The organism is Nocardiopsis exhalans (genome assembly GCF_024134545.1).
Lineage (GTDB): Bacteria > Actinomycetota > Actinomycetes > Streptosporangiales > Streptosporangiaceae > Nocardiopsis > Nocardiopsis exhalans.
Window position 1 is genome coordinate 2,820,283 of the sequence record NZ_CP099837.1, and the last position, 18,288, is coordinate 2,838,570.

The following is an 18,288-nucleotide window of genomic DNA, read 5'->3' on the forward strand; positions in this document are numbered from 1 at the left end:
ATAAGGTGTGTTCTTGGTAGGCTCCCCGGCACCCCGTCTCGACCGGGCCGGGGACGACCAGCCAGGACAGGAAGCGGGGAGGGCCGATGACGGCGAGGGAGACGAATCGGCGACGACCGCTCACCGGCGAACCGGTGGCCGTGGACCTGCTCAACACCCGATGGGTGGTCGGCGCCGAGCACTTCGACCTGCTCGACTCCGAGGACGGCCTCCGGCAGTGGCTCACCGAGGCCGGGCTGGCCGAACGCTTCACCGCCGACGCCCGGACCCGCACCCACCTCCTGGCGGTCCGCGACACCCTCGCCCGGCTCCTCCGGGACCCCACGGACCCCGAGGCCACGGATCAGCTCAACGCCGCCCTCGCCCACGGAAGCGTGCGCCGCCTCCTGCGCGACGGCGCCCCCGGCTCCACCGTCGAGTTCGACGACCCGACCCGCGGGCCCGCCTGGCTCGCCGCCGCCGGCCTTCTCGACCTGCTGGAACGCCCGGACCGCCTCCGCGGCTGCGCCAACCCCGACTGCGTCCTGCACTTCTTCGACACGTCCAGGAACGGCACCCGCCGCTGGTGCTCCATGGCGGGCTGCGGCAACCGCGCGAAGGCCGCCCGGCACCACGCCCGGGAACGGGCGGACCGGACGGCCTGAGAAATCGAGGACCGGGTGGTCCAGGCGACCCGAGCGCTCCGAGTAGCTGCGGCGGTCCGGATCAGCGCTCGTTGGGCACCACGACCGCGCGTCCGTTGACCTCGCCCGCCTCCAGCTTCCGGTAGGCCTCCAGGGCGTCGTCCATGGTGAAGCGCTCGATCTCCGGGCGGATCTGCCCCGTCCGGTACATGTCCACGACCTCCCACAGGTCGCCCACCGAACCCCAGTAGGTGTTGGTCAGGTACGACTCGTACGGGTTGGTGAAGAACGAGAACTCGTGCGTGCCGCCCGCGATGCCGACGATGCTCACCCGACCACCCTGGGCCACACAGGCCGCCGCCGTGGACACGGTCGGACCCACCCCCACGAAGTCGAAGGCCGCGTCCACCCCCCGGCCGCCGGTGAGCTCCCGGATCTGCTCCGCCTGCCGCTCCCCGGCGCCCACCGTGATCGCCCCGTTGGCCTCTGCCCGGGCGCGAGCCTCCTCCTTGACGTCGGTGGCGATCACCGTCGCCCCGCTCAGCGCCCGCAGGATCTGCACCCCGATCTGTCCGAGCCCGCCCAGCCCGATCACCAGCGCGTACCGGCCGCCGCCGTTCAGGTGCGGCAGGGCCTGCTTGATCGCGTGGTAGGGGGTCAACCCGGCGTCGGCCAGCGGCGCCGCGGCCACCGGATCGGCTTCACCCAACGGGATCAGATGCCGTTCGGGAACGGTCATGTACTCGGCCATGCCACCGTCCCGGCCCAGCCCTACCGCAGCGTAGGGCATGGCCGCGGCGTTCTCGCAGTAGGTCTCCAGGCCCACGGCGCACTTGCGGCAGTGCTGGCAGCCGATCGGCCCGTACACCATGTAGGCGGCGCCGACCTCGACCCGTTCGCTCACCCCGCTACCGAGCGACTCCACCCAGCCCGCGTTCTCGTGCCCCAGGACGAACGGCGGTTTCTGTGCCCCCGGCTGTCCCTCCTGGAACACCCGGTACACGCTGATGTCGGAGTGGCAGGCCCCGGCCCCGGCGACCCGGAGCAGGACCTCCCCGGGGCCCGGCTCGGGCTTGGGGACCTCGGTGAGCGACGGAAATTCTCCGTAGTTCTCGAACACGACTGCGCGCATGTGCGTTCCCCCCGCGTGCGGCGCGGTGCCCCGGCCGAGGCACCGAGAGCGGGACACGATCCGTGTCCCGTTGCCCACGCGAAGTTAACACCGGGCGAATTCGCGGGTCGCCCAAGGGGCGGGCAGGGATTCGTCCGCATTGTTTGACCCGGTGGCGACGAGTCGCGGCCCCGGCCTGAGTCAGTACGGGTGAGAACACCACATCGACACGACCACTTCCAGGGGGAACACCATGTTCGACACCACCAGGGCCTTCGGCTCCTTCGCGGTCCCCGACACCGGGGCCGCCCTCGCCTTCTACCGGGACACCCTGGGTTTGGACGTGCGGTACGTCCCCGGTATGGAGGAGCACGGCCTGCTGGAGATCGTCCTCGGCCACGACCACGGGGTCCTCGTCTACCCGAAGCCGGACCACCGGCCCGCCGTGTTCACCGTCCTGAACCTGCCCGTCGACGACATCGACGCCGCCGTCGACCACCTCACCGATCGGGGCGTGGGCATGCTCCGCTACGAGGGCTTCGAGCAGGACGAGAAGGGCATCGCTCGCGACGGAAAGCCCTACGTCGCCTGGTTCGCGGACCCGGCGGGCAACACCATCGGCCTCATCCAGGAGTAATCCGAACCCCGCGCGGGGGAGGGGCCGGGTCGGTAGCATCACCCGAATGCCCTCCCCCCGTACCCCCCGTAGCGACAGAGTCAGCGGGCACCGCGACTTCCAACGCCTGTGGGCCGGTTCGGTGGTCAGCCAGTTCGGCTCGGCGATCGGCATGGTGGCCCTGCCCGTCATCGCCGTCGCGGTCCTGGACGTGGCGGCCTGGCAGGTCTCGCTCCTGGCCGGGATCGCCGCCCTGACCACCGTTCTGGTCGCCTTCCCGGTCGGCCGCCGGATCGAGTACACGCGCAAACGCCCGGTCATGATCGGCAGTGACCTCCTGCGCGCCGCCACTCTGGCCAGCCTTCCGGCCGCCCATGTCCTCGGCGCGCTGACCTACACCCACCTGTGCGCGGTCGCCGCGGTCAACGCGGTCTGCGCCATCGCGTTCACCGGTGCCTCGCAGGCCCACCTCAAGTCCCTGGTCAGCCCGGCCCGGCTGATCGACGCCAACAGCCGTCTGGAATCCACCCGCTGGCTCAGCATCTCCGTGGGCCCCTCCCTGGCCGGCGCCCTGATCGCCGCGCTGTCCGCGGTCGGCGCGCTGGTGGCCAACACCGTCGGTTTCCTCATCGGAGCCCTGGCGGTCCGCTCCGTCCGCGAACCCGAACCCGCACCGCCCACGCCGCCGGCGCCCGGCGAAGGCCCCTCCAAACGCTCGGAGCTCTTCGCCGGGCTCGGCTTCGTGTGGGGCCACCCCACCCTCCGACCGATCCTGATCAGCTGGATCCTGTTCGCCGGGGCCTCATCGATGGCCGCCCCGCTCACCGCCGTCTACTACATGCGCGACCTCGGCTTCAGCGCCTTCGAGTACGGGCTGCTCATGGGCGTGCCGTCACTGGGCGGCCTGCTCGGGGCCCGCCTCGTGCCCCGCCTGGTCAGACGCCTGGGCGCGCTGCGCACCCTCTGGTGGGCCTCCCTGCTGCGCGGCCCCTGGTACTTCCTCATCCCGTTCGCGGTTCCCGGCAAGGCCGGACTGCTCATGTGCGGGGTGGGCTTCGGGCTGGTCCTGGTGTTCGCCGCGGCGGCCAACTCGGCGATGTCCGGCTACCGGCAGCTGGAGACCCCCGACGGCCTGATGTCGCGGGTGGCCACCCTCTGGGCCTTCGCCACGACGGTTTCGCAGCCGTTGTTCATCCTGATCGGCGGGGTGGTCGCCACCCTGGCGGACGCGCGGATGGCACTGCTGGTCGCCGCGGTCGTGATGTCCCTGGCCGGGCTGCTGCTGCCCCGCGGAGGTAGGAGTGCCACCGACTGAGCGCCACCGACTGAGTACTCAAGCCTGAAACACCTGACTGAAACAGCGCCCGGGCGGGCCGTGTGCGCACGGCCCGCCCGGATGAGGATTCGGGAAGGGGCAGGGGACGCTCAGTCCACCTGGGCGCAGCGGTCGATCTCGGCGAGTTCCTCGGCGGAGAACTCCAGGTTGTCGATGGCGGCCACGTTGTTCTCCAGCTGCGCCACGCTGCTGGCGCCCACCACCGCCGAAGTCACCCGGCCGCCGCGCAGCACCCAGGCCAGCGCCATCTGAGCCAGGGTCTGCCCGCGCCGCTCGGCGATCGCGTTCAGCCCGCGCACCCGCTCCAACACGGTGTCGGTGATGCCCTCCGCGCTCAGGAAGGGGCTCGAACCGGCCGCGCGCGAACCCTCCGGGACACCGTTCAGGTAGCGGTCGGTCAGCAGCCCCTGGGCCAGCGGTGAGTAGGCGATGGAACCGGCGCCCACCTCGTCCAGTACGTCCAGCAGCCCGTCCTCCACCCAGCGGTTGAACATCGAGTACGAGGGCTGGTGGATGAGCAGCGGGGTGCCCATCTCGCGCAGGACGCGGGCGGCCTCCAAGGTCTGCTCCGGGGAGTAGTTGGACACGCCCGCGTACAGCGCCTTGCCCTGGCGCACCGCCGTGTCCAGCGCGCCCATGGTTTCCTCCAGGGGCGTGTCCGGGTCGGGACGGTGCGAGTAGAACACGTCCACGTGGTCCAGACCCATCCGTCCCAGGCTCTGGTCCAGGCTGGCCAACAGGCCCTTGCGCGAACCCCACTCGCCGTACGGGCCCGGCCACATCAGGTACCCGGCCTTGGTGGAGACGACGAACTCGTCCCGGTACCGCCGCAGGTCCGAGGCGATCACCCGACCGAAGTTCTCCTCGGCCGCCCCGGGCGGGGGACCGTAGTTGTTGGCCAGGTCGAAGTGGACCACGCCCAGGTCGAAGGCGCGCAGCAGGATGTCGCGCTGCACGGCCAGTCCGAGCTCCCCGCCGAAGTTGTGCCACAGCCCCAGGGACAGGGCGGGCAGGCGCAGACCGCTGCGACCGCAGCGGCGGTAGGGCATGGAGTCGTAGCGCGTCGGAGCGGCGACGTAGGTCATGGCGGATCCCTCGTGGCTGATGGGCGAACACGGTGGTGGGAAAACGGTCACTCGGCGACATTCTGGCACGTGTCCACGTGTGCGTACCGGCTCTCCGGAGGCGGCTCCGGTGGGATGGGGGCACGCTCCCGCCGAGCCCGGGCCCCTCCGCGGAAGAAATCCGAAGAACTTCGCCGCCTGCCGATGAACTCCGCTCTCCTGGGTGGTCCGTACACATGAACGAATCAGATCGGCCGACAAGGAACGGACCGGATGAACACGACACCATCCCTCTCCCGCTCGGGTACGCCACGGGCGACCGGGCGCGAGTGGCTCGGGCTCGGGGTGCTCGCCCTGCCCACACTGCTGCTGTCCCTGGACATGAGCGTGCTCTACCTGGCGCTGCCGCACCTGGCCGCCGACCTTCGGCCCACCGGGGCACAGACCCTGTGGATCATGGATGTCTACGGCTTCATGATCGCCGGATTCCTCATCACCATGGGCACCCTCGGAGACCGGATCGGCCGACGCCGGCTCCTGATGATCGGCGCCACCGCGTTCGGGCTGGCCTCGGTGGCCGCCGCCTTCTCCACCAGTGCCGAGATGCTCATCGCCACCCGAACCCTCATGGGGGTGGCCGGGGCCACGCTCATGCCCTCCACCCTCGCGCTGATCAGCAACATGTTCCGCGACCCCGCCCAGCGCGCGGTCGCGATCTCGGTGTGGACCAGCTGTTTCATGGGCGGCACCGCCATCGGCCCCGTGGTCGGCGGTGTGCTCCTCCAGTGGTTCTGGTGGGGGTCGGTGTTCCTCCTCGGGGTCCCGGTGATGCTCCTGCTGCTGGTCTGCGCACCCCTGCTCCTGCCCGAGTACCGCGACCCCGCCGCGGGCCGCCTGGACCTGTTCAGTGTCGCGCTGTCCCTGGCCGCGATCCTGCTGGTCGTCTACGGCCTCAAGACCGCCGCCGAGGGCGGTTCGGGCGCCACGGCCCTGGGAACGGTGCTGTTCGGTACGGCCATGGGCGCCTGGTTCGTCCGCCGGCAGCTGCGCCTGCCCGACCCCCTCCTGGACCTGCGCTTGTTCCGGGTGCGCTCCTTCAGCGCGGCCCTGGCCACCATGATGGCCGGAGCGGTCGCCATGGGAGGCACGTTTCTCCTGCTCAGCCAGTACCTCCAGCTGGTCGCGGGCAACTCGCCGCTGGTCGCCGGGCTGTGGCTGGTGCCTCCGGCGCTGGCGATGATCATCAGCACCATGTGCGGCCCGCCCCTGGCCCAGAGGATCGGCCGTGCCAACGTGATCGGCGGCGGAATGTTCGTCAGCGCCCTCGGATTTGTGCTGCTGGTGTTCGTCCCGGCGGAGGGTGGGACCGGGATGGTGGTCCTGGGCCTGCTGCTCACCTCGGTGGGTCTGGGGCCGGGCGCTGCCCTGATCGCCGACATCGTGGTGGGTTCGGCGCCCCGGGAGAAGGCGGGGTCGGCGGCATCGATGTCCGAGACCAGCGGGGAGTTCGGCATCGCGATCGGGGTGGCTCTGCTCGGCAGCCTGGCGGCCGCGGTCTACCGGACCCGGGTCGAGGTCCCCGAGGGGGCCACCGGTCGGGCCGGGGAGGAGGCCGCGCAGCAGACCCTGGTCGGGGCCGCCGGTACGGCCGGGGAACTGCCTCCGCAGCAGGCCGCCGCGCTGCTGGAGTCGGCCCGGGAGGCGTTCACCGCGGGGCTCAACGTGACCGCGGGGTTCGGGATCGTCGCGATGGTGGTGTTCGGTGCGGTGGCCCTGCGGATGCTGCGCGGAGCGGGGGAGGCCGTCCCGAAAGCATCGGAAGGACCGGACGAAGCGGCCGGAGGGTTCGGGGAACCCGGAGGTTCCGCGGCGGCCGGCGAGAGCCCGGCTCAGGCCGATGAACCCGACCGGGCCGATGAGTTCGTGCGCCCGGCCGAGTCAGTACAGGTGACCGGACTCGACGCCGACCCCACCGGGAGGACCCGATGAAGCGCCCCAACCTGGACAGCATGCTGCTCGCCAGCGCCGACCCCGACCGACTGCGCGACTGGTACGCCGCCGTACTGGACCCCGCCGCCAGCGACACCGTGGACCACTACCGGGTGCTGCGCTTCGGCACCTTCCACCTGCTCATCGACCAGCGCGACGACGTCGGCCCCAAGGCCGCCGACCCCACCCGCGTGATCCTCAACTTCGACGTCGCCGACGCCCGCGCCGTCGCCACACGCATGGACGAGCGGGGCACCGAGTGGGTCGCCCCGCTGGAGGACCGCGACGGCAGCTACTTCGCCACCGCCAAGGACCCCGACGGCAACTACGTGCAGATCATCCAGATGAGCGAGGAGCACCTCGCGGCCATGGAACGCGGTGAGACGGGCGGGTAGGGGCGAACAGGAGTGAAGACCCGGCAGACCGCACGGCCCGCGCCGCCGGGTCTGCCGGGCCCGCGGAACCCGCGGGCTCCGCGGAGCCGGAAGGGCACCGGGCCCGTGCCGGGGGAGGTCCGGCCCGGGGAGCAGAAACGGACCGAGGAGAGCCGCGGACCGAGGAGAACTGTTCGCAGGGCAAGGACGCGAACCCGTGTGTTCTGTCGTAGGGGAGGCGTAACGTGACGGCCGTGGTGAAACACGTGATCGGGACGACCGACCAGGACTTCGAGCGGCTCGCGGCCCCCTACCGGGGGGAGCTGTACGCGCACTGCTACCGCATGCTCGGCTCCGCGCACGACGCCGAGGACCTGGTCCAGGAGACCTACCTGCGCGCCTGGAAGGGCTACGACCGCTTCGAGGGCCGATCCAGCCTGCGCACCTGGCTCCACCGGATCGCCACCACGGCCTGCCTCACCGCCCTGGACAAACGCGGCCGCCGCCCCCTGCCCACCGGGCTCGGCGGCCCCACGCCCACCCCTGAGGGCGAGCTCGCCGAACGCCCCGAACTGCCCTGGCTCGAACCGCTGCCGGACACCCTCGGCGGCCTCGGCGCCGGTAACGACCACACCAATGATCCCGGAGCTGTGGTGACCGCCCGCGAAAGCGTCCGGCTCGCCCTGGTCGCCGCCCTCCAGTACCTCCAACCCCGCCAGCGCGCCGTGCTCATCCTGCGCGACGTGCTCCGCTTCAGCGCCGCCGAGGTCGCCCAGACCCTGGACACCACGGTCCCGGCCGTCAACAGCCTCCGGCAGCGCGCCCGCGCCCAGCTCGACCGGGTCACCCCGGACGAGGACAGTGTCCCCGAACCCCGCTCCGACCAGCGCGAGGTCCTCGCCCGCTACGTCGCCGCCTTCGAGGCCTACGACATCGGTGCGCTCACCGAGCTCTTCACCGAGGAGGCGGCCTTCGAGATGCCCCCGTTCGCCACCTGGGTGCGCGGCGCCGAGCACATCGGGCGGTTGATCGCCAGCCACTGCCCGGCCCGGGGCCCCGGTGACCTGGTCCTGGTCCCGACCGCCGCCAACGGCCAGCCCGCCTTCGGCATGTACCTGCGCGCGGAGGACGGCACGCATCGGGCCTTCGGCATCCACGTCCTGGAACTGGCGCCCGGGGGCGTCAGCCACTGCACGGTCTTCTTCGACACCACGCTGTTCCGCCTTTTCGGCCTGGACCCGGTCCTGCGGTAGACGAGCGCCGCGGTGGTCCGGCGCCGGCGAGCGGGCCCCGAAAGCGCTGTGGGCGGCGGGATTATTCCCGATCCGCCGCTGTACGTCCGCGCTGTTGACAGGTCCGGGAGCCCCGAACTTAGGTTGAGGGATCCAACCACGGGAGCGGGACATGAGCGACCAGACCGGGGCGCGGACGTTCGCCCACGACACCACCGGGCAGGAGGGGCAGCAGCCCGGATCTGACGTGGTCGAATCCGCCACGGTGCGGCCGGAGCCAGTCGGCCCGGACCCGGTGGGCCAGAACGCGGTGGACCCGGGGTCCGCGGGTCCCGAGACGGTTCTCCCCTCGGACCCGCGCTACGACTATCTCGCCTCCCGCGGCCGCGCCTACGGGCGCGCCACCGGACGACCGGACCGGATCCACCCGGTGCGCTCCACCGACGACGTGGTGGCCGCGGTGCAGCGGGCCGTGGACGACGGCCTCCGGCTCACGGTGCGCAGCGGCGGCCACTGCTTCGAGGGTTTCGTCGACGACCCGCTGGTCCGGGTGGTCATCGACACCGCGCTGATGAACGACGTCTCCTACGACCCGGCGATGGGCGCCTTCGCGGTTGAGGCGGGCGCCCGGCTCGGCGACGTGTACCGGTCCCTGTACATCGGCTGGGGCGTGGTCGTCCCGGCCGGTGAGAGCCCCGAGGTCGGCGCGGGCGGACACATCCTCGGCGGCGGCTACGGGTTCCTGTCCCGCCTGCACGGACTCGCCGCCGACCACCTGCACGCGGTCGAGGTCGTCGTCGTGGACGCCTCGGGGCGGGCACGGGCGGTCGTGGCCACCCGCGCGGCCGACGACCCCCACCGCGACCTGTGGTGGGCGCACACCGGCGGCGGAGGCGGAAACTTCGGCGTCGTCACCCGCTACTGGCTGCGGTCTCCCGAGGCCACCGGCACCGACCCCGCGCGGCTGCTTCCCGCGGCGCCGCGGGCGGTCGACTCCTTCACCGCGACCTGGGACTGGTCCGAACTCGACGAGGCGTCCTTCGCACGGCTCGTCCGCAACTTCGGCGACTGGTGCGAGCGCCACAGCGACGCCGACACCCCGCACGCCGGGATCTTCGCCACCTTCTACCTGAACGCGCGCTCCCTCGGGCAGGTGCAGATCGTCGGCCAGCACCTGAGCCCGGAGAACGGCGGCGAGGCGCTGGTGCGCGAGTTCGTGGCCGCGGTCGGCGCGGGAATCGGCGCCGCACCTGTCTTCGAGACCCGGCGCCAGTCCTGGCTGGGGTTCGCACTCACCTCCTTCGACGGCGAGATGGGCCGGACCAAGATCAAGGACGCGTTCCTGCGCAGGGGATTCGACGACCGCCAGATCGCCGTGCTCCACCGACACCTCACCGACGCCTCGACCGGCGCTCCCTTCAGCACGGTCGCCCTGGACACCTACGGCGGCCGGGTGAACGCGGTGGCCGAGGACGCCACCGCCTCCGCCCAGCGCGACTCACCGCTGCGGACGTGGGCCGTCATCGCGTGGCCGGAGCCCGAGGAGGACGAACAGCACCTGGGGTGGGCGCGGTCGCTGTTCCGGGAACTGTTCGCCGATACCGGCGGTGTCCCCGCACCCCGCACCGGTGCGGACGGGACGTTCGTCAACCACCCCGACGCCGATTACGCCGACCCCCGCTGGAACACCTCCGGGATCCCGTGGCCGACCCTGTACTACAAGGACAACTACCCGGCGCTGCGGCGGGTCAAGGCCGCCTGGGACCCCCGGAACGTCTTCCGCCACGCCCTGTCCGTCGAACCCGCCGGGGACGCTGTCGCTCCGGGGGAGTAGTCGGGGTGTCGGTCTAGGGCGTGGCGGTGCCGTCGTCCGTATCGGTCTCGGGAGGGCCCAGGCGTGCGGACACGGCATCCAGCCACTCCCGGTCCCAGGTCAGACTCCCCGAGCGGAGTTCGTCCACGAGACCCTTCACCCAGCGCAGCTCGGTTTCGGTGAGTGCCTGCTGGTACTCGTCCTCCAGCACGAACATCCGGGGCAGGCCCATGCCCTCGGCCTGCTCGGCGTCGGATTCCGCCTGCCGCAGGCGGGCCCTGAGCCGGTGTGCCCGCTCCTCGAGGTATTCGGCGGCCAGTTCCGGGGTCAGATGCGCCAGTGCGGCCAGCGCCACGGGGAACTCGGGGAACTCGCGAGCGGGCGTGGAGAGCATCTCCCTCAACCACCCGTCCAGGGTGCCGCGCCCGGTGTCGGTGAGCCGGTAGACCGTCCGTTCCGGGCGGCCGGGAGCGCGTACCCGGTCCGCCACCTCGATGAGTTCGGCGCGCAGGAGCCGGTCCAAGGTCTGGTACACGCTGTTGCGCTGCGCGATGTTGACGATCCGGTCCTTGTGCCGGGCCCTGATCAGCTGCTGCATCCGGTAGGCGTGCATCGGTTCCTCCGCCAGCAGGAGCAGGAGTTGTACCGCCAGCGGTGAGCGCCGTTGTGTCCGAGCTGCCACCCGATCGCCTCCGGGTCCGTTCATGCCTTCCAAGCCTTCGTCATTCTATGTATAGTCATTTTATGACTAAGGACTTTGGGTGAGAGGAGAGATCATGACCAAGGCACTGATCATCGGAGGCGGCATCGGCGGGCCCGTCGCCGCGGCGGCACTGCAACGGGCCGGGACCGAGGCGATCGTCTACGAAGCCCACTCCGGACCCGGTGGCGGCATCGGGGCGTTCCTGACCCTGGCCCCCAACGGCCTGGCCGCCCTGCGCACGCTGGGCATGCTCGACGCGGTGCGGGCCGCGGCCTCCTTCCCCACGACCGGCATCGAGTTCGTGAACGGGAAGGGCCGCCGGCTGGGGCTGCTGCCCGACGGCTCCGACCAGGGGCCGCCCGAGCTGCGTACCGTCACCATCAACCGGGACGCGCTCCAGAGCACCCTGGCTGAGACCGCCCAGGAGCAGGGCGTACGTATCGAGTACGGCAAGCGCTTCGTCGGCTACACCGAGACCGACACCGGAGTGGTCGCCGAATTCGCTGACGGCACCACGGCCGAGGCGGACGTGCTCATCGGCGCGGACGGCATCCACTCGCAGGTGCGGCGCCTCACGGCCCCCGACGCCCCGCGCCCCGACTACACCGGTCTGCTGAACATCGGCGGATACGTGCGCGCCGAGGACGCGACCGTCGCACCCACCCGGGGATCGACCGCGCGGATGGTCTTCGGCAAACGGGCGTTCTTCGGTTACCAGACCGCGCCCTCCGGCGAGGTCTACTGGTTCGCCAACTTCGCGCACACCGAGCTGCCCCGCGAGCAGATCACCGCGCTCGGCGACGACGCGTGGAAGGAGTACGTCCTGGAGCTGTTCGCCGACGACCACCCGGACGTCACCGCGCTCCTGAAAGCCACCGCCCCCGCGCGTTTCCGTCCCCTGGGCGTCTACGACCTGGCGTCCCTGCCGAACTGGAGCCGGGGCCGGTTGGCACTGCTGGGCGACGCGGCCCACGCCGTGTCCAGCTCCAGCGGACAGGGCGCCTCCCTCTCGGTGGAGGACGCCCTGGTCCTGGCCGCCTGCCTACGGGACCTGCCCACCCCGGAGGAGGCCTTCACCGCCTACGAACAGCGCCGCCGCGACCGGGTCGAGCGGATCGCCGCCGAAGGTCGAAGGCGTGGCGACCAGAAGGCGGCTCCGGCCAGCCCGGCGGCACTGTTCCTGAGAGATCTGATGCTGCGGGTGGTGTTCCGGATGGTCGCCAGGTTCGGCAGCCACTCCTGGATCAACGACTACCGCGTCGACTTCGACGAGCCGGTCACCGCTCCTCACCAGTCCGTCGCGTACCCGAGGTAACGCGTCCCCGAAACAAGGGGCGCGCGATGGGTCAGCCGTCGGCGAGGACACAGCGCAGGACGTCGGCGAAGGCCTCGGGTTCGGCCTCGTAGCCAAGGTGGTCACCGGGGAAGGTGATCGGCTCGATCCCGAGCCTTCCGGCCAGGGCGGAGCCCATGGCGTGGATGTCCTGCCCCAGCGAACCCTCGCCCAGACCCACCACCACGCGTGTTCCGTTCCGGTGCAGGGCGTCCGTGTCCGGCCGGTACAGCGACAGCGGAAGCATTCCGTGCGCGAGGAAGTACTCGAAGTTCCCGCTGACCCGCTCGAAGGTCGCTGCGTCCTCCTCGCTCATCGGCGGGGGAGCACCGCCCCCCTCCCCCTGTTCAGGGGCGTCCGGTTCGGTACCGTCCAGGCCGTTGAGCCCCAGGAACAGGGCGATCCCGGCCTCCACACCCTCCTTCAGGTAGGTCTCGTGGATCTCCCGATCGTGTGCGAGGGCCTCCGAGGGGTCGTCGAGCAGCATCACGCACGGGGGCTCGTGGGCCACGACCGCGCGCACCAGATCGGGGTCGCGGGTCGCCAGTGCGAGCGCGATCTGGGCCCCGCCGCTGGTGCCGAAGACGTCAGCGGGGCCGCCGCCGAGTGATCGGATCAGGTGCGCGGCGTCGTCGGCGTGCACGTCGAGCCGCTGGTCCTCGTCCGCCCGGCCCTCGGCGGTGCCGTCCAGGAGACTGCGCGAGTTGCCCCGGGGGTCGTAGGCGACGGTGGTGTACCGGTCGGCCAGGCGCCGGGCTAGGTCGGCGAGGACACCGGCGTCCTGCGGGCCGCCCGGGACCAGGAGCAGCAGCGGTCCCGAACCCCGGACCTCGTGGTGGAGACGGGCCCCGGGGACCCGGAGCGAGCGTTCGTCGGGGGAGTGGCCACCAGCGCCGGGTGAGGTCACGGTAGTCACCTCAGCTTCTCACTGAGCACCATGCGGTTGCCCTCGCTGTCCCGGAACTCGGCCACGGTGACCCCCGGCCGATACGGGGCCTCCCCGGGCTCGGTGATGATCTCCACGCCCCTGGCCCGCAGGGCCTCGACCGTGCTCCGGACGTCGTCCTCGACCAGCACCAGGACGGGGTCGGGGGAGGGAGTCTCGTCCTCGCGGGGGACGAAGTGCAGGGCTGTGTCGGAGCCCTCGAAGCCGAGCTCGATCCACCGCCACTTTTCGCCCATGGGTGCGTCGGCGACCACCTGGCAGCCGAGCTTCTCGGTGTAGAAGGATTTCGCCCGGTCCTGGTCGGAGACGGGGAGTTCGGCGAATTGGAGGTGCATGACCATCGTCTCCTGAACTCGCGCGGGCTCGTGCTCGCGCGAGTTCTGTCCGGAATCAAACTGGACTGTCCAGTACTCTATGGGAGTCAAACTAGACGGTACAGTACTCAAAGGTCAAGCAGCAGTGGGGCAGGACAGGGCAGTGAGGGTGGACGAGTCGTGAACCAGCCGGTCGAGGGCCGCTCGGCGCGCAAACGGCGCGCGATCCTGGAGGCGGCGGAGGAGGTCTTCCTGCGCGGTGGCTACCTGGGCACCAACATGGACGAGATCGTCGCGCGCTCCGAGGTGTCCAAACAGACCGTGTACAAGCACTTCGGCAGCAAGGAGAACCTGTTCGTCGAGATCGTCGGCCACATGACGAGCGGGGCGGGCGACCTCGTGCACGTCGAGGACCCCGACCTCGCCCCCGACGGGGACCTCGCCGACTACCTCTGCGACTACGCCTACCGTCAGCTCACCGTGGTGCTGACCCCGCGCCTGATGCAGCTGCGCCGCATGGTCATCGGCGAGGTGGCCCGGTTCCCCGAGCTCGCCGAGACCCTCTACCGGAACGGCCCCCAGCGGGCGATCGACAACCTGGCGGGGATCTTCGACCGCCTGGTCGCGCAGGGGCGCCTGTCCGTGGCGGACACCCGGGCCGCGGCGTCCAGGTTCAACTGGCTGGTCATGTCCGAACCCGTCAACCGGGCGATGCTTCTCGGCGACCAGGGCATTCCCGGCCCCGAGGAACTCCGCGCGCACACGGTCGAGAGCGTACGGGTCTTCCTGTCCGCCTACGGCGGGCTCCCCGGTCAGGAACGCGGAGCGGCGAGCTCGTAACCAGCCGCCTCGATCGCCGCGCGGATCTCGGTGACCTCAGGCTCCCGCTCACTGGTCACGGTCACCCGGTCCCGCTCCACGTCCACGGCGACCGCGGTGCCCCCCCCCCGACGCGCCGCAGCTCCTCGGTCACGAAACCCTCGCAGTGCCCGCAGTCCATGCCGACCACGGTGTAGGTCCGTTCGATCACGCCGACACCTCCACGCCGTCGGAGCCGGTGGCGCCGTTGCTGGGGTCGCCGGGGTCATCGGTGACGCCGGGGTGCCGGAAATCTCGGCGTCCTCGGCGGGCTTCTCCAGCCGAGTCAGCAAATGTGCCTCGCGCAGACGCCCGTCAGGGGTGAACCTGCCGAAGTAGTGCACGTCGATCGAGAACGAGCGTCGGCCCGACTCCACGTGCATGGTGTAGCGGGCGGCGAGCAGGTCGCCCTCGGTGGTCGCTTCGTGCACCCGCAGCCGGGACCTCGGCTTCCTCTTACGGAGAGGGCGCAGGTGCGCGATGAGCCTGGCCCGGTTCATCCGGTGGCCGTCGGCGGTCTGCGCCATGTCCGGGGTGTGGAACCGGTCCACGATCGCGCCGAGGTCCTCCTCCGTCTCGGTGACCGCGCGCTTGAAGCCGCCGCAGAAATCGATGAGGAACTGGCCGGGGTCGGCGCCGCTGAACGGTTCCATGATGCCTCCGTAAGTTGGTAGGTGGCCCGGCAGGGCTGGGTGTGGCTGATGACAGCACCCAGCACCGGCCGGTCAGCGAACGGCTCACAAGGGTGATCGCGCGCGGACAGCACAGCGAAGAGTTCGACGACATGCCTCCCACTGCCTGGCTGGTCTCGGTCGTCCTCGCGATCGGCCACACCCTCCCCGACCCGGGAAGCATGTCCGAGGCCGAGACCACCCGCGCCCGACACACCACACTCCTGCGAGCCCTCGGCCACCAGTCGCTCCGGTAGAAGGGCCGGCGTGTGACCAGGACTCGGCCCGGTTTTGTCCTGATTCGCCCCCTCCACTGGCACAAACGGCTCCCGAACGCGGCTACCGTGCTCATGGGCCGTGATCCCCCCACCAGTCCACGGCCCTCGCCCTGACCATTACTCCCACCCGCGGAAAGCACCCGCGGGCAGCCAGATGGGAAACGTGTGAACAGCACCAACGACCGCTCGCCCCGGGACCTGCGCCTCATCGTGACCGGAGGGGGAACGGGCGGCCACACCTACCCCGCGCTGACCGCCGTCAACGCACTGCGGTCCCGGTTGGAGTCGACCGGCAACACCCTGGAGGTGCTGTGGGTGGGCGCGGCGGACAGCCTTGAGCAGCGCGTGGCCACCAGCAACGGCATCGCCTTCGAATCTGTCGCGACCGGCAAGATCCGCCGGTCGAAGAACCCGATCAAGCTGGTCTCCCCGGCCAACGTCAAGGACATGACCAACGTCCCCCGGGGCGTGGCCCAGGCCCGCTCCCTGGTCTCAGACTTCGCCCCGGACGTCGTCCTGGCCACCGGTGGCTACGTCGCCGTTCCCGTCGGCCTCGCCGCCCGCATGTGCCGACGCCCCCTCGTGGTCCACGAGCAGACCGTCCGCCTCGGCCTGGCCAACAAGGTCCTGGCCCGAGCAGGCGCCCAGATCGCCGTGTCCGCTGAGTCCTCCCTCGCGCTTCTGCCCGAGGGCTCCCAGGGAACCGCCGTCGTCACCGGCAACCCGGTCCGCCCCGAGGTCTTCACCGGCCAGGCCGAGCTGGCTGCCAAGGGCCTCGGCTTCGATGGCCACAACCCGGAGCTGCCCACCGTCTACGTGACCGGCGGCGCGCAGGGTTCGGCGCAGATCAACACCAACGTCCGCGACATCCTCCCGTGGCTGCTGGCCCGCGCCAACGTGGTCCACCAGTGCGGCGCCAACAACATCGAAAGCCTGCGCGAGAGCGCCCAGAGCCTGCCGCCCGGCCTCGCCGAGCGCTACCACCTCACCGCCTTCGTCGGCCCCGAACTCCCGGACGTTCTGGCCCTGGCCGACGTGGTGATCTCCCGCAGCGGCGCCGGAACGATCGCCGAACTCACCGCCCTCGGCAAGGCGGCGGTCTTCATCCCTCTGGCCTCCTCCGCGGGCAACGAGCAGGCGCACAACGCCCGCCACCTCCAGGAATCAGGCGCCGCGGTCGCCCTCTTGGGCGAGGTCACCCCGGCCAACCTGCAGGCCGCCGTCGAGCCCTTGCTGGCCGACCCGGCGACCCGCGAGGCCATCGCGACCCAGGCCAGGTCACACGGCCGCCCTGACGCCGCCGAACGCCTGGTGGACGTCCTCCTCACGGCCGCAGGCTGACCCCAGTGGGGCCATCCCCGAGAGGGATGGCCCCGCTTGCCCCCTGCAAATAGAATCGCCCCGCACGCAAGATCGCACATTTGGACTTTTTGCGAAGGAAATCACCAGTGTCCAACTTTCAGGAAGTTGGAAAAACAACCCCTTGCCACTGGTAAGACACCAGGTCAAAAAGGCTGCTCCCCGCGCACGCGGGGATGGACCCCCCTTTGTGCGGGGGTGAGCGGCCAGGGGTGACTGCTCCCCGCGCACGCGGGGAAGGGGGTGGTCAGAGCGGGGAAAGTCCCCGCTCTGACCGTTGCTCGGGCCTGGGTTTTAGTGGGTTGGGCAGGGGTCTAGAAGGGAGAGCAGGTGGCCGGGGTTGGTGGCCTCGGTCAGGCCCTCGGAGGTGGCGACCCAGTAGGACTGTGAGTGTTCACCCCACCAGACAAGGAGGTGGGGGTTGAGGGCCTGGAGGGCGGCGGCCTGCCGGTGCTCCTTTTCGAACTCGGTGCGGTGGCCGCCGATGATGGGCAACTTCAGGGCGCGCAGGGTGCGGCAGGTGTGGTGGGTGCAGGAGTCGCAGGCCGGGCCGGGTGGGTGGTGGAAAGGCCTGCGCTGGAGACGGGGGATGGGCATAGGGTGAGTCATTGATCCTGCTTTCTTGTTCTGTGGATGTTGAGATTCGGGATTTTGTGGGGCCTGGGAGGCGTGGCTGCGCTTTCCCAGGCCCCTTTGTCGTCCTTGGATGGGGTCAGGTACCTCAGGTGTGGGGGCAGTCGTGCTTCTGCCAGGGCTGGGGGAGGACTCTGCCTTGGGAGATCCAGGCGTGCAGGTGGGAGAAGGCTTCGTCGGTGGCGATCATTGACCTGCGAGGGTCGATTTCGGGTTGTGGGCTTCGCGCAGGATTTCCGAGAGGGTGTCGAACTTGGCGTTGGCCCTCTCCTGGCGGGTGTGGGGCGGGAACAGGTGGTCTTCGGTGCTCACAACTGTCTTTCCAGTGGCTCTGTCGGGGTCTCGGTTAGCGGTTTGTGGTGAGGTCGAAGACGACCTGGAGGGTGGTGTGTTTGATGCGGTGGCCGTCCCAGGTCCAGGAGAAGTCCCAGTAGACGGAGAGCTTGTCGACGATGGCCAGCCCGGAGCGGGGGTTGCGCGGGTTCAGGTGCGGGTAGTCGATGGTGCTGGCGTCCAGCGGTCCCTGGTCGGTGACGAACAGGTGGGGGAGCAGGTGACGGCTCTGGTCCAGGACGACGCGGACGGTGCCGCTGGGCAGGCCGGAGCGACTGTGCTGGTGGGAGTTCTCGACTAGCAGGCGGGCGACCTTGGCCAGGCGCGCTCCGTGGGAGGGCAGGGCGCTGCGGCACCAGTTGGTCAGGGCGCGGTAGTCGCGGGTGTGGTTGAGCAGGATGCCGTGCTGTGTGGGGTGTTCGAGCCTGAGCCTGCGCGGGTAGCGGTCCTGTGGCGCTGGTGGGCGTTGCTGGGTAGCATTCATGCGTCTTCACCTCGGTCTGTTCGGGGTGGGTTCCTAGCTCCGGTGGCCGCTCTCGACTTCGGCCCCGGAGCTTTTTGTCGGGTGTGGAGCGCACCGTGCAAGAACCGGGCCTCCGAACGCGCTCGCTTGCCTGCGCATGAACAAGAAGTCGCTGTTCGGCCAAGCTGCCCTTCGAGTGCTCTTCACACTTCGATTTGGTGCGGTCGCTGTGAGATAGA

The 18,288-nt window shown here is 70.6% G+C and carries 20 protein-coding genes; 11 read left to right on the plus strand and 9 right to left on the minus strand.

Annotated elements, in window-relative coordinates; all coding sequences use genetic code 11:
• Positions 1-86: 86 nt before the first annotated feature.
• A complete protein-coding gene (locus NE857_RS12530; protein ID WP_254421141.1) occupies positions 87-644 on the plus strand; it encodes a CGNR zinc finger domain-containing protein in 558 nt (185 codons plus the stop codon).
• A gap of 61 nt (positions 645-705) precedes the next feature.
• Here NE857_RS12530 and NE857_RS12535 read toward each other — a convergent pair whose 3' ends face one another.
• On the minus strand, positions 706-1,755 hold the full coding sequence (locus NE857_RS12535; protein ID WP_254421142.1) for an NAD(P)-dependent alcohol dehydrogenase: 1,050 nt from the start codon (positions 1,753-1,755) through the stop codon (positions 706-708).
• A gap of 232 nt (positions 1,756-1,987) precedes the next feature.
• Here NE857_RS12535 and NE857_RS12540 point away from each other — a divergent pair, with 232 nt between their 5' ends.
• Together NE857_RS12540 and NE857_RS12545 are read left to right on the plus strand one after the other, a co-directional pair.
• Positions 1,988-2,371, plus strand: a complete 384-nt coding sequence (locus NE857_RS12540) for a VOC family protein (RefSeq protein ID WP_254421143.1) — start codon at positions 1,988-1,990, stop codon at positions 2,369-2,371.
• 46 nt (positions 2,372-2,417) lie between these two features.
• The gene (locus NE857_RS12545; RefSeq protein ID WP_254421144.1) at positions 2,418-3,665 is read left to right on the plus strand and encodes an MFS transporter; all 1,248 of its coding nucleotides are present in this window, start codon (positions 2,418-2,420) and stop codon (positions 3,663-3,665) included.
• 110 nt (positions 3,666-3,775) lie between these two features.
• On the opposite strand, the gene mgrA is transcribed toward NE857_RS12545, so the two are convergent.
• Positions 3,776-4,771: an L-glyceraldehyde 3-phosphate reductase gene (gene mgrA, locus NE857_RS12550; protein ID WP_254421145.1), complete on the minus strand. Its 996-nt coding sequence runs from the start codon at positions 4,769-4,771 to the stop codon at positions 3,776-3,778.
• 252 nt (positions 4,772-5,023) lie between these two features.
• Here mgrA and NE857_RS12555 point away from each other — a divergent pair, with 252 nt between their 5' ends.
• The 4 genes from NE857_RS12555 to NE857_RS12570 all read left to right on the plus strand — a co-directional run bounded on the left by NE857_RS12555 (position 5,024) and on the right by NE857_RS12570 (position 10,179).
• Positions 5,024-6,739 carry an MFS transporter gene (locus NE857_RS12555; RefSeq protein WP_254421146.1) on the plus strand — a complete coding sequence of 572 codons (1,716 nt, stop codon included), beginning with the start codon at positions 5,024-5,026 and terminating at the stop codon, positions 6,737-6,739.
• On the plus strand, positions 6,736-7,134 hold the full coding sequence (locus tag NE857_RS12560; protein ID WP_254421147.1) for a VOC family protein: 399 nt from the start codon (positions 6,736-6,738) through the stop codon (positions 7,132-7,134). The genes NE857_RS12555 and NE857_RS12560 overlap by 4 nt, the downstream gene beginning before the upstream one ends.
• Positions 7,135-7,358: 224 nt before the next feature.
• Positions 7,359-8,366, plus strand: coding sequence for a sigma-70 family RNA polymerase sigma factor (locus NE857_RS12565; protein WP_301184327.1), 1,008 nt, complete (start codon positions 7,359-7,361; stop codon positions 8,364-8,366).
• A gap of 151 nt (positions 8,367-8,517) precedes the next feature.
• Entirely contained in the window at positions 8,518-10,179 is a 1,662-nt protein-coding gene (locus NE857_RS12570; protein ID WP_254421149.1) for an FAD-binding oxidoreductase, read from the plus strand.
• Between the two features lie 13 nt (positions 10,180-10,192).
• Here the strand turns inward: NE857_RS12570 and NE857_RS12575 are convergent, their stop codons facing one another.
• Entirely contained in the window at positions 10,193-10,840 is a 648-nt protein-coding gene (locus tag NE857_RS12575) for a PadR family transcriptional regulator (RefSeq protein ID WP_254421150.1), read from the minus strand.
• A gap of 94 nt (positions 10,841-10,934) precedes the next feature.
• Between NE857_RS12575 and NE857_RS12580 the strand changes: the two genes are divergently transcribed.
• Positions 10,935-12,176, plus strand: coding sequence for an FAD-dependent oxidoreductase (locus NE857_RS12580; protein WP_254421151.1), 1,242 nt, complete (start codon positions 10,935-10,937; stop codon positions 12,174-12,176).
• 31 nt (positions 12,177-12,207) lie between these two features.
• Here NE857_RS12580 and NE857_RS12585 read toward each other — a convergent pair whose 3' ends face one another.
• Positions 12,208-13,110 carry an alpha/beta fold hydrolase gene (locus tag NE857_RS12585; RefSeq protein ID WP_254421152.1) on the minus strand — a complete coding sequence of 301 codons (903 nt, stop codon included), beginning with the start codon at positions 13,108-13,110 and terminating at the stop codon, positions 12,208-12,210.
• On the minus strand, positions 13,107-13,475 hold the full coding sequence (locus NE857_RS12590) for a VOC family protein (RefSeq protein ID WP_254421153.1): 369 nt from the start codon (positions 13,473-13,475) through the stop codon (positions 13,107-13,109). Before NE857_RS12590 ends, NE857_RS12585 begins: the two co-directional genes overlap by 4 nt.
• Positions 13,476-13,634: 159 nt before the next feature.
• Here NE857_RS12590 and NE857_RS12595 point away from each other — a divergent pair, with 159 nt between their 5' ends.
• Positions 13,635-14,294, plus strand: a complete 660-nt coding sequence (locus NE857_RS12595; RefSeq protein WP_254421154.1) for a TetR/AcrR family transcriptional regulator — start codon at positions 13,635-13,637, stop codon at positions 14,292-14,294.
• On the opposite strand, the gene NE857_RS34670 is transcribed toward NE857_RS12595, so the two are convergent.
• Entirely contained in the window at positions 14,267-14,965 is a 699-nt protein-coding gene (locus NE857_RS34670; protein ID WP_425572146.1) for a nuclear transport factor 2 family protein, read from the minus strand. The genes NE857_RS12595 and NE857_RS34670 overlap by 28 nt on opposite strands.
• A gap of 41 nt (positions 14,966-15,006) precedes the next feature.
• Between NE857_RS34670 and NE857_RS12610 the strand changes: the two genes are divergently transcribed.
• Positions 15,007-15,240 (plus strand): hypothetical protein, encoded by a 234-nt coding sequence (locus NE857_RS12610; RefSeq protein WP_254421155.1) that lies wholly within the window; start codon positions 15,007-15,009, stop codon positions 15,238-15,240.
• 186 nt (positions 15,241-15,426) lie between these two features.
• On the plus strand, positions 15,427-16,602 hold the full coding sequence (locus NE857_RS12615; RefSeq protein WP_254421156.1) for a UDP-N-acetylglucosamine--N-acetylmuramyl-(pentapeptide) pyrophosphoryl-undecaprenol N-acetylglucosamine transferase: 1,176 nt from the start codon (positions 15,427-15,429) through the stop codon (positions 16,600-16,602).
• A 312-nt stretch (positions 16,603-16,914) separates the two neighbouring features.
• Here NE857_RS12615 and NE857_RS12620 read toward each other — a convergent pair whose 3' ends face one another.
• The 3 genes from NE857_RS12620 to NE857_RS12625 form a co-directional block, all read right to left on the minus strand.
• Complete coding sequence (locus NE857_RS12620; RefSeq protein ID WP_254421157.1) at positions 16,915-17,217, minus strand: hypothetical protein; 303 nt, start codon at positions 17,215-17,217, stop codon at positions 16,915-16,917.
• A gap of 222 nt (positions 17,218-17,439) precedes the next feature.
• Positions 17,440-17,565, minus strand: a complete 126-nt coding sequence (locus NE857_RS34210) for a hypothetical protein (protein ID WP_301184328.1) — start codon at positions 17,563-17,565, stop codon at positions 17,440-17,442.
• 34 nt (positions 17,566-17,599) lie between these two features.
• On the minus strand, positions 17,600-18,070 hold the full coding sequence (locus tag NE857_RS12625) for an ATP-binding protein (RefSeq protein WP_254421158.1): 471 nt from the start codon (positions 18,068-18,070) through the stop codon (positions 17,600-17,602).
• Between the last annotated feature and the right edge of the window lie 218 nt (positions 18,071-18,288).

Coding starts and splice junctions, on each gene's coding strand:
- NE857_RS12530 (WP_254421141.1), top strand. CDS start 87: ATGACGGCGAGGGAGACGAATCGGCGACGACCGCTCACCGGCGAACCG.
- NE857_RS12535 (WP_254421142.1), bottom strand. CDS start 1,755: ATGCGCGCAGTCGTGTTCGAGAACTACGGAGAATTTCCGTCGCTCACC.
- NE857_RS12540 (WP_254421143.1), top strand. CDS start 1,988: ATGTTCGACACCACCAGGGCCTTCGGCTCCTTCGCGGTCCCCGACACC.
- NE857_RS12545 (WP_254421144.1), top strand. CDS start 2,418: ATGCCCTCCCCCCGTACCCCCCGTAGCGACAGAGTCAGCGGGCACCGC.
- mgrA (WP_254421145.1), bottom strand. CDS start 4,771: ATGACCTACGTCGCCGCTCCGACGCGCTACGACTCCATGCCCTACCGC.
- NE857_RS12555 (WP_254421146.1), top strand. CDS start 5,024: ATGAACACGACACCATCCCTCTCCCGCTCGGGTACGCCACGGGCGACC.
- NE857_RS12560 (WP_254421147.1), top strand. CDS start 6,736: ATGAAGCGCCCCAACCTGGACAGCATGCTGCTCGCCAGCGCCGACCCC.
- NE857_RS12570 (WP_254421149.1), top strand. CDS start 8,518: ATGAGCGACCAGACCGGGGCGCGGACGTTCGCCCACGACACCACCGGG.
- NE857_RS12580 (WP_254421151.1), top strand. CDS start 10,935: ATGACCAAGGCACTGATCATCGGAGGCGGCATCGGCGGGCCCGTCGCC.
- NE857_RS12590 (WP_254421153.1), bottom strand. CDS start 13,475: ATGCACCTCCAATTCGCCGAACTCCCCGTCTCCGACCAGGACCGGGCG.
- NE857_RS34670 (WP_425572146.1), bottom strand. CDS start 14,965: ATGGAACCGTTCAGCGGCGCCGACCCCGGCCAGTTCCTCATCGATTTC.
- NE857_RS12620 (WP_254421157.1), bottom strand. CDS start 17,217: ATGCCCATCCCCCGTCTCCAGCGCAGGCCTTTCCACCACCCACCCGGC.
- NE857_RS12625 (WP_254421158.1), bottom strand. CDS start 18,070: ATGAATGCTACCCAGCAACGCCCACCAGCGCCACAGGACCGCTACCCG.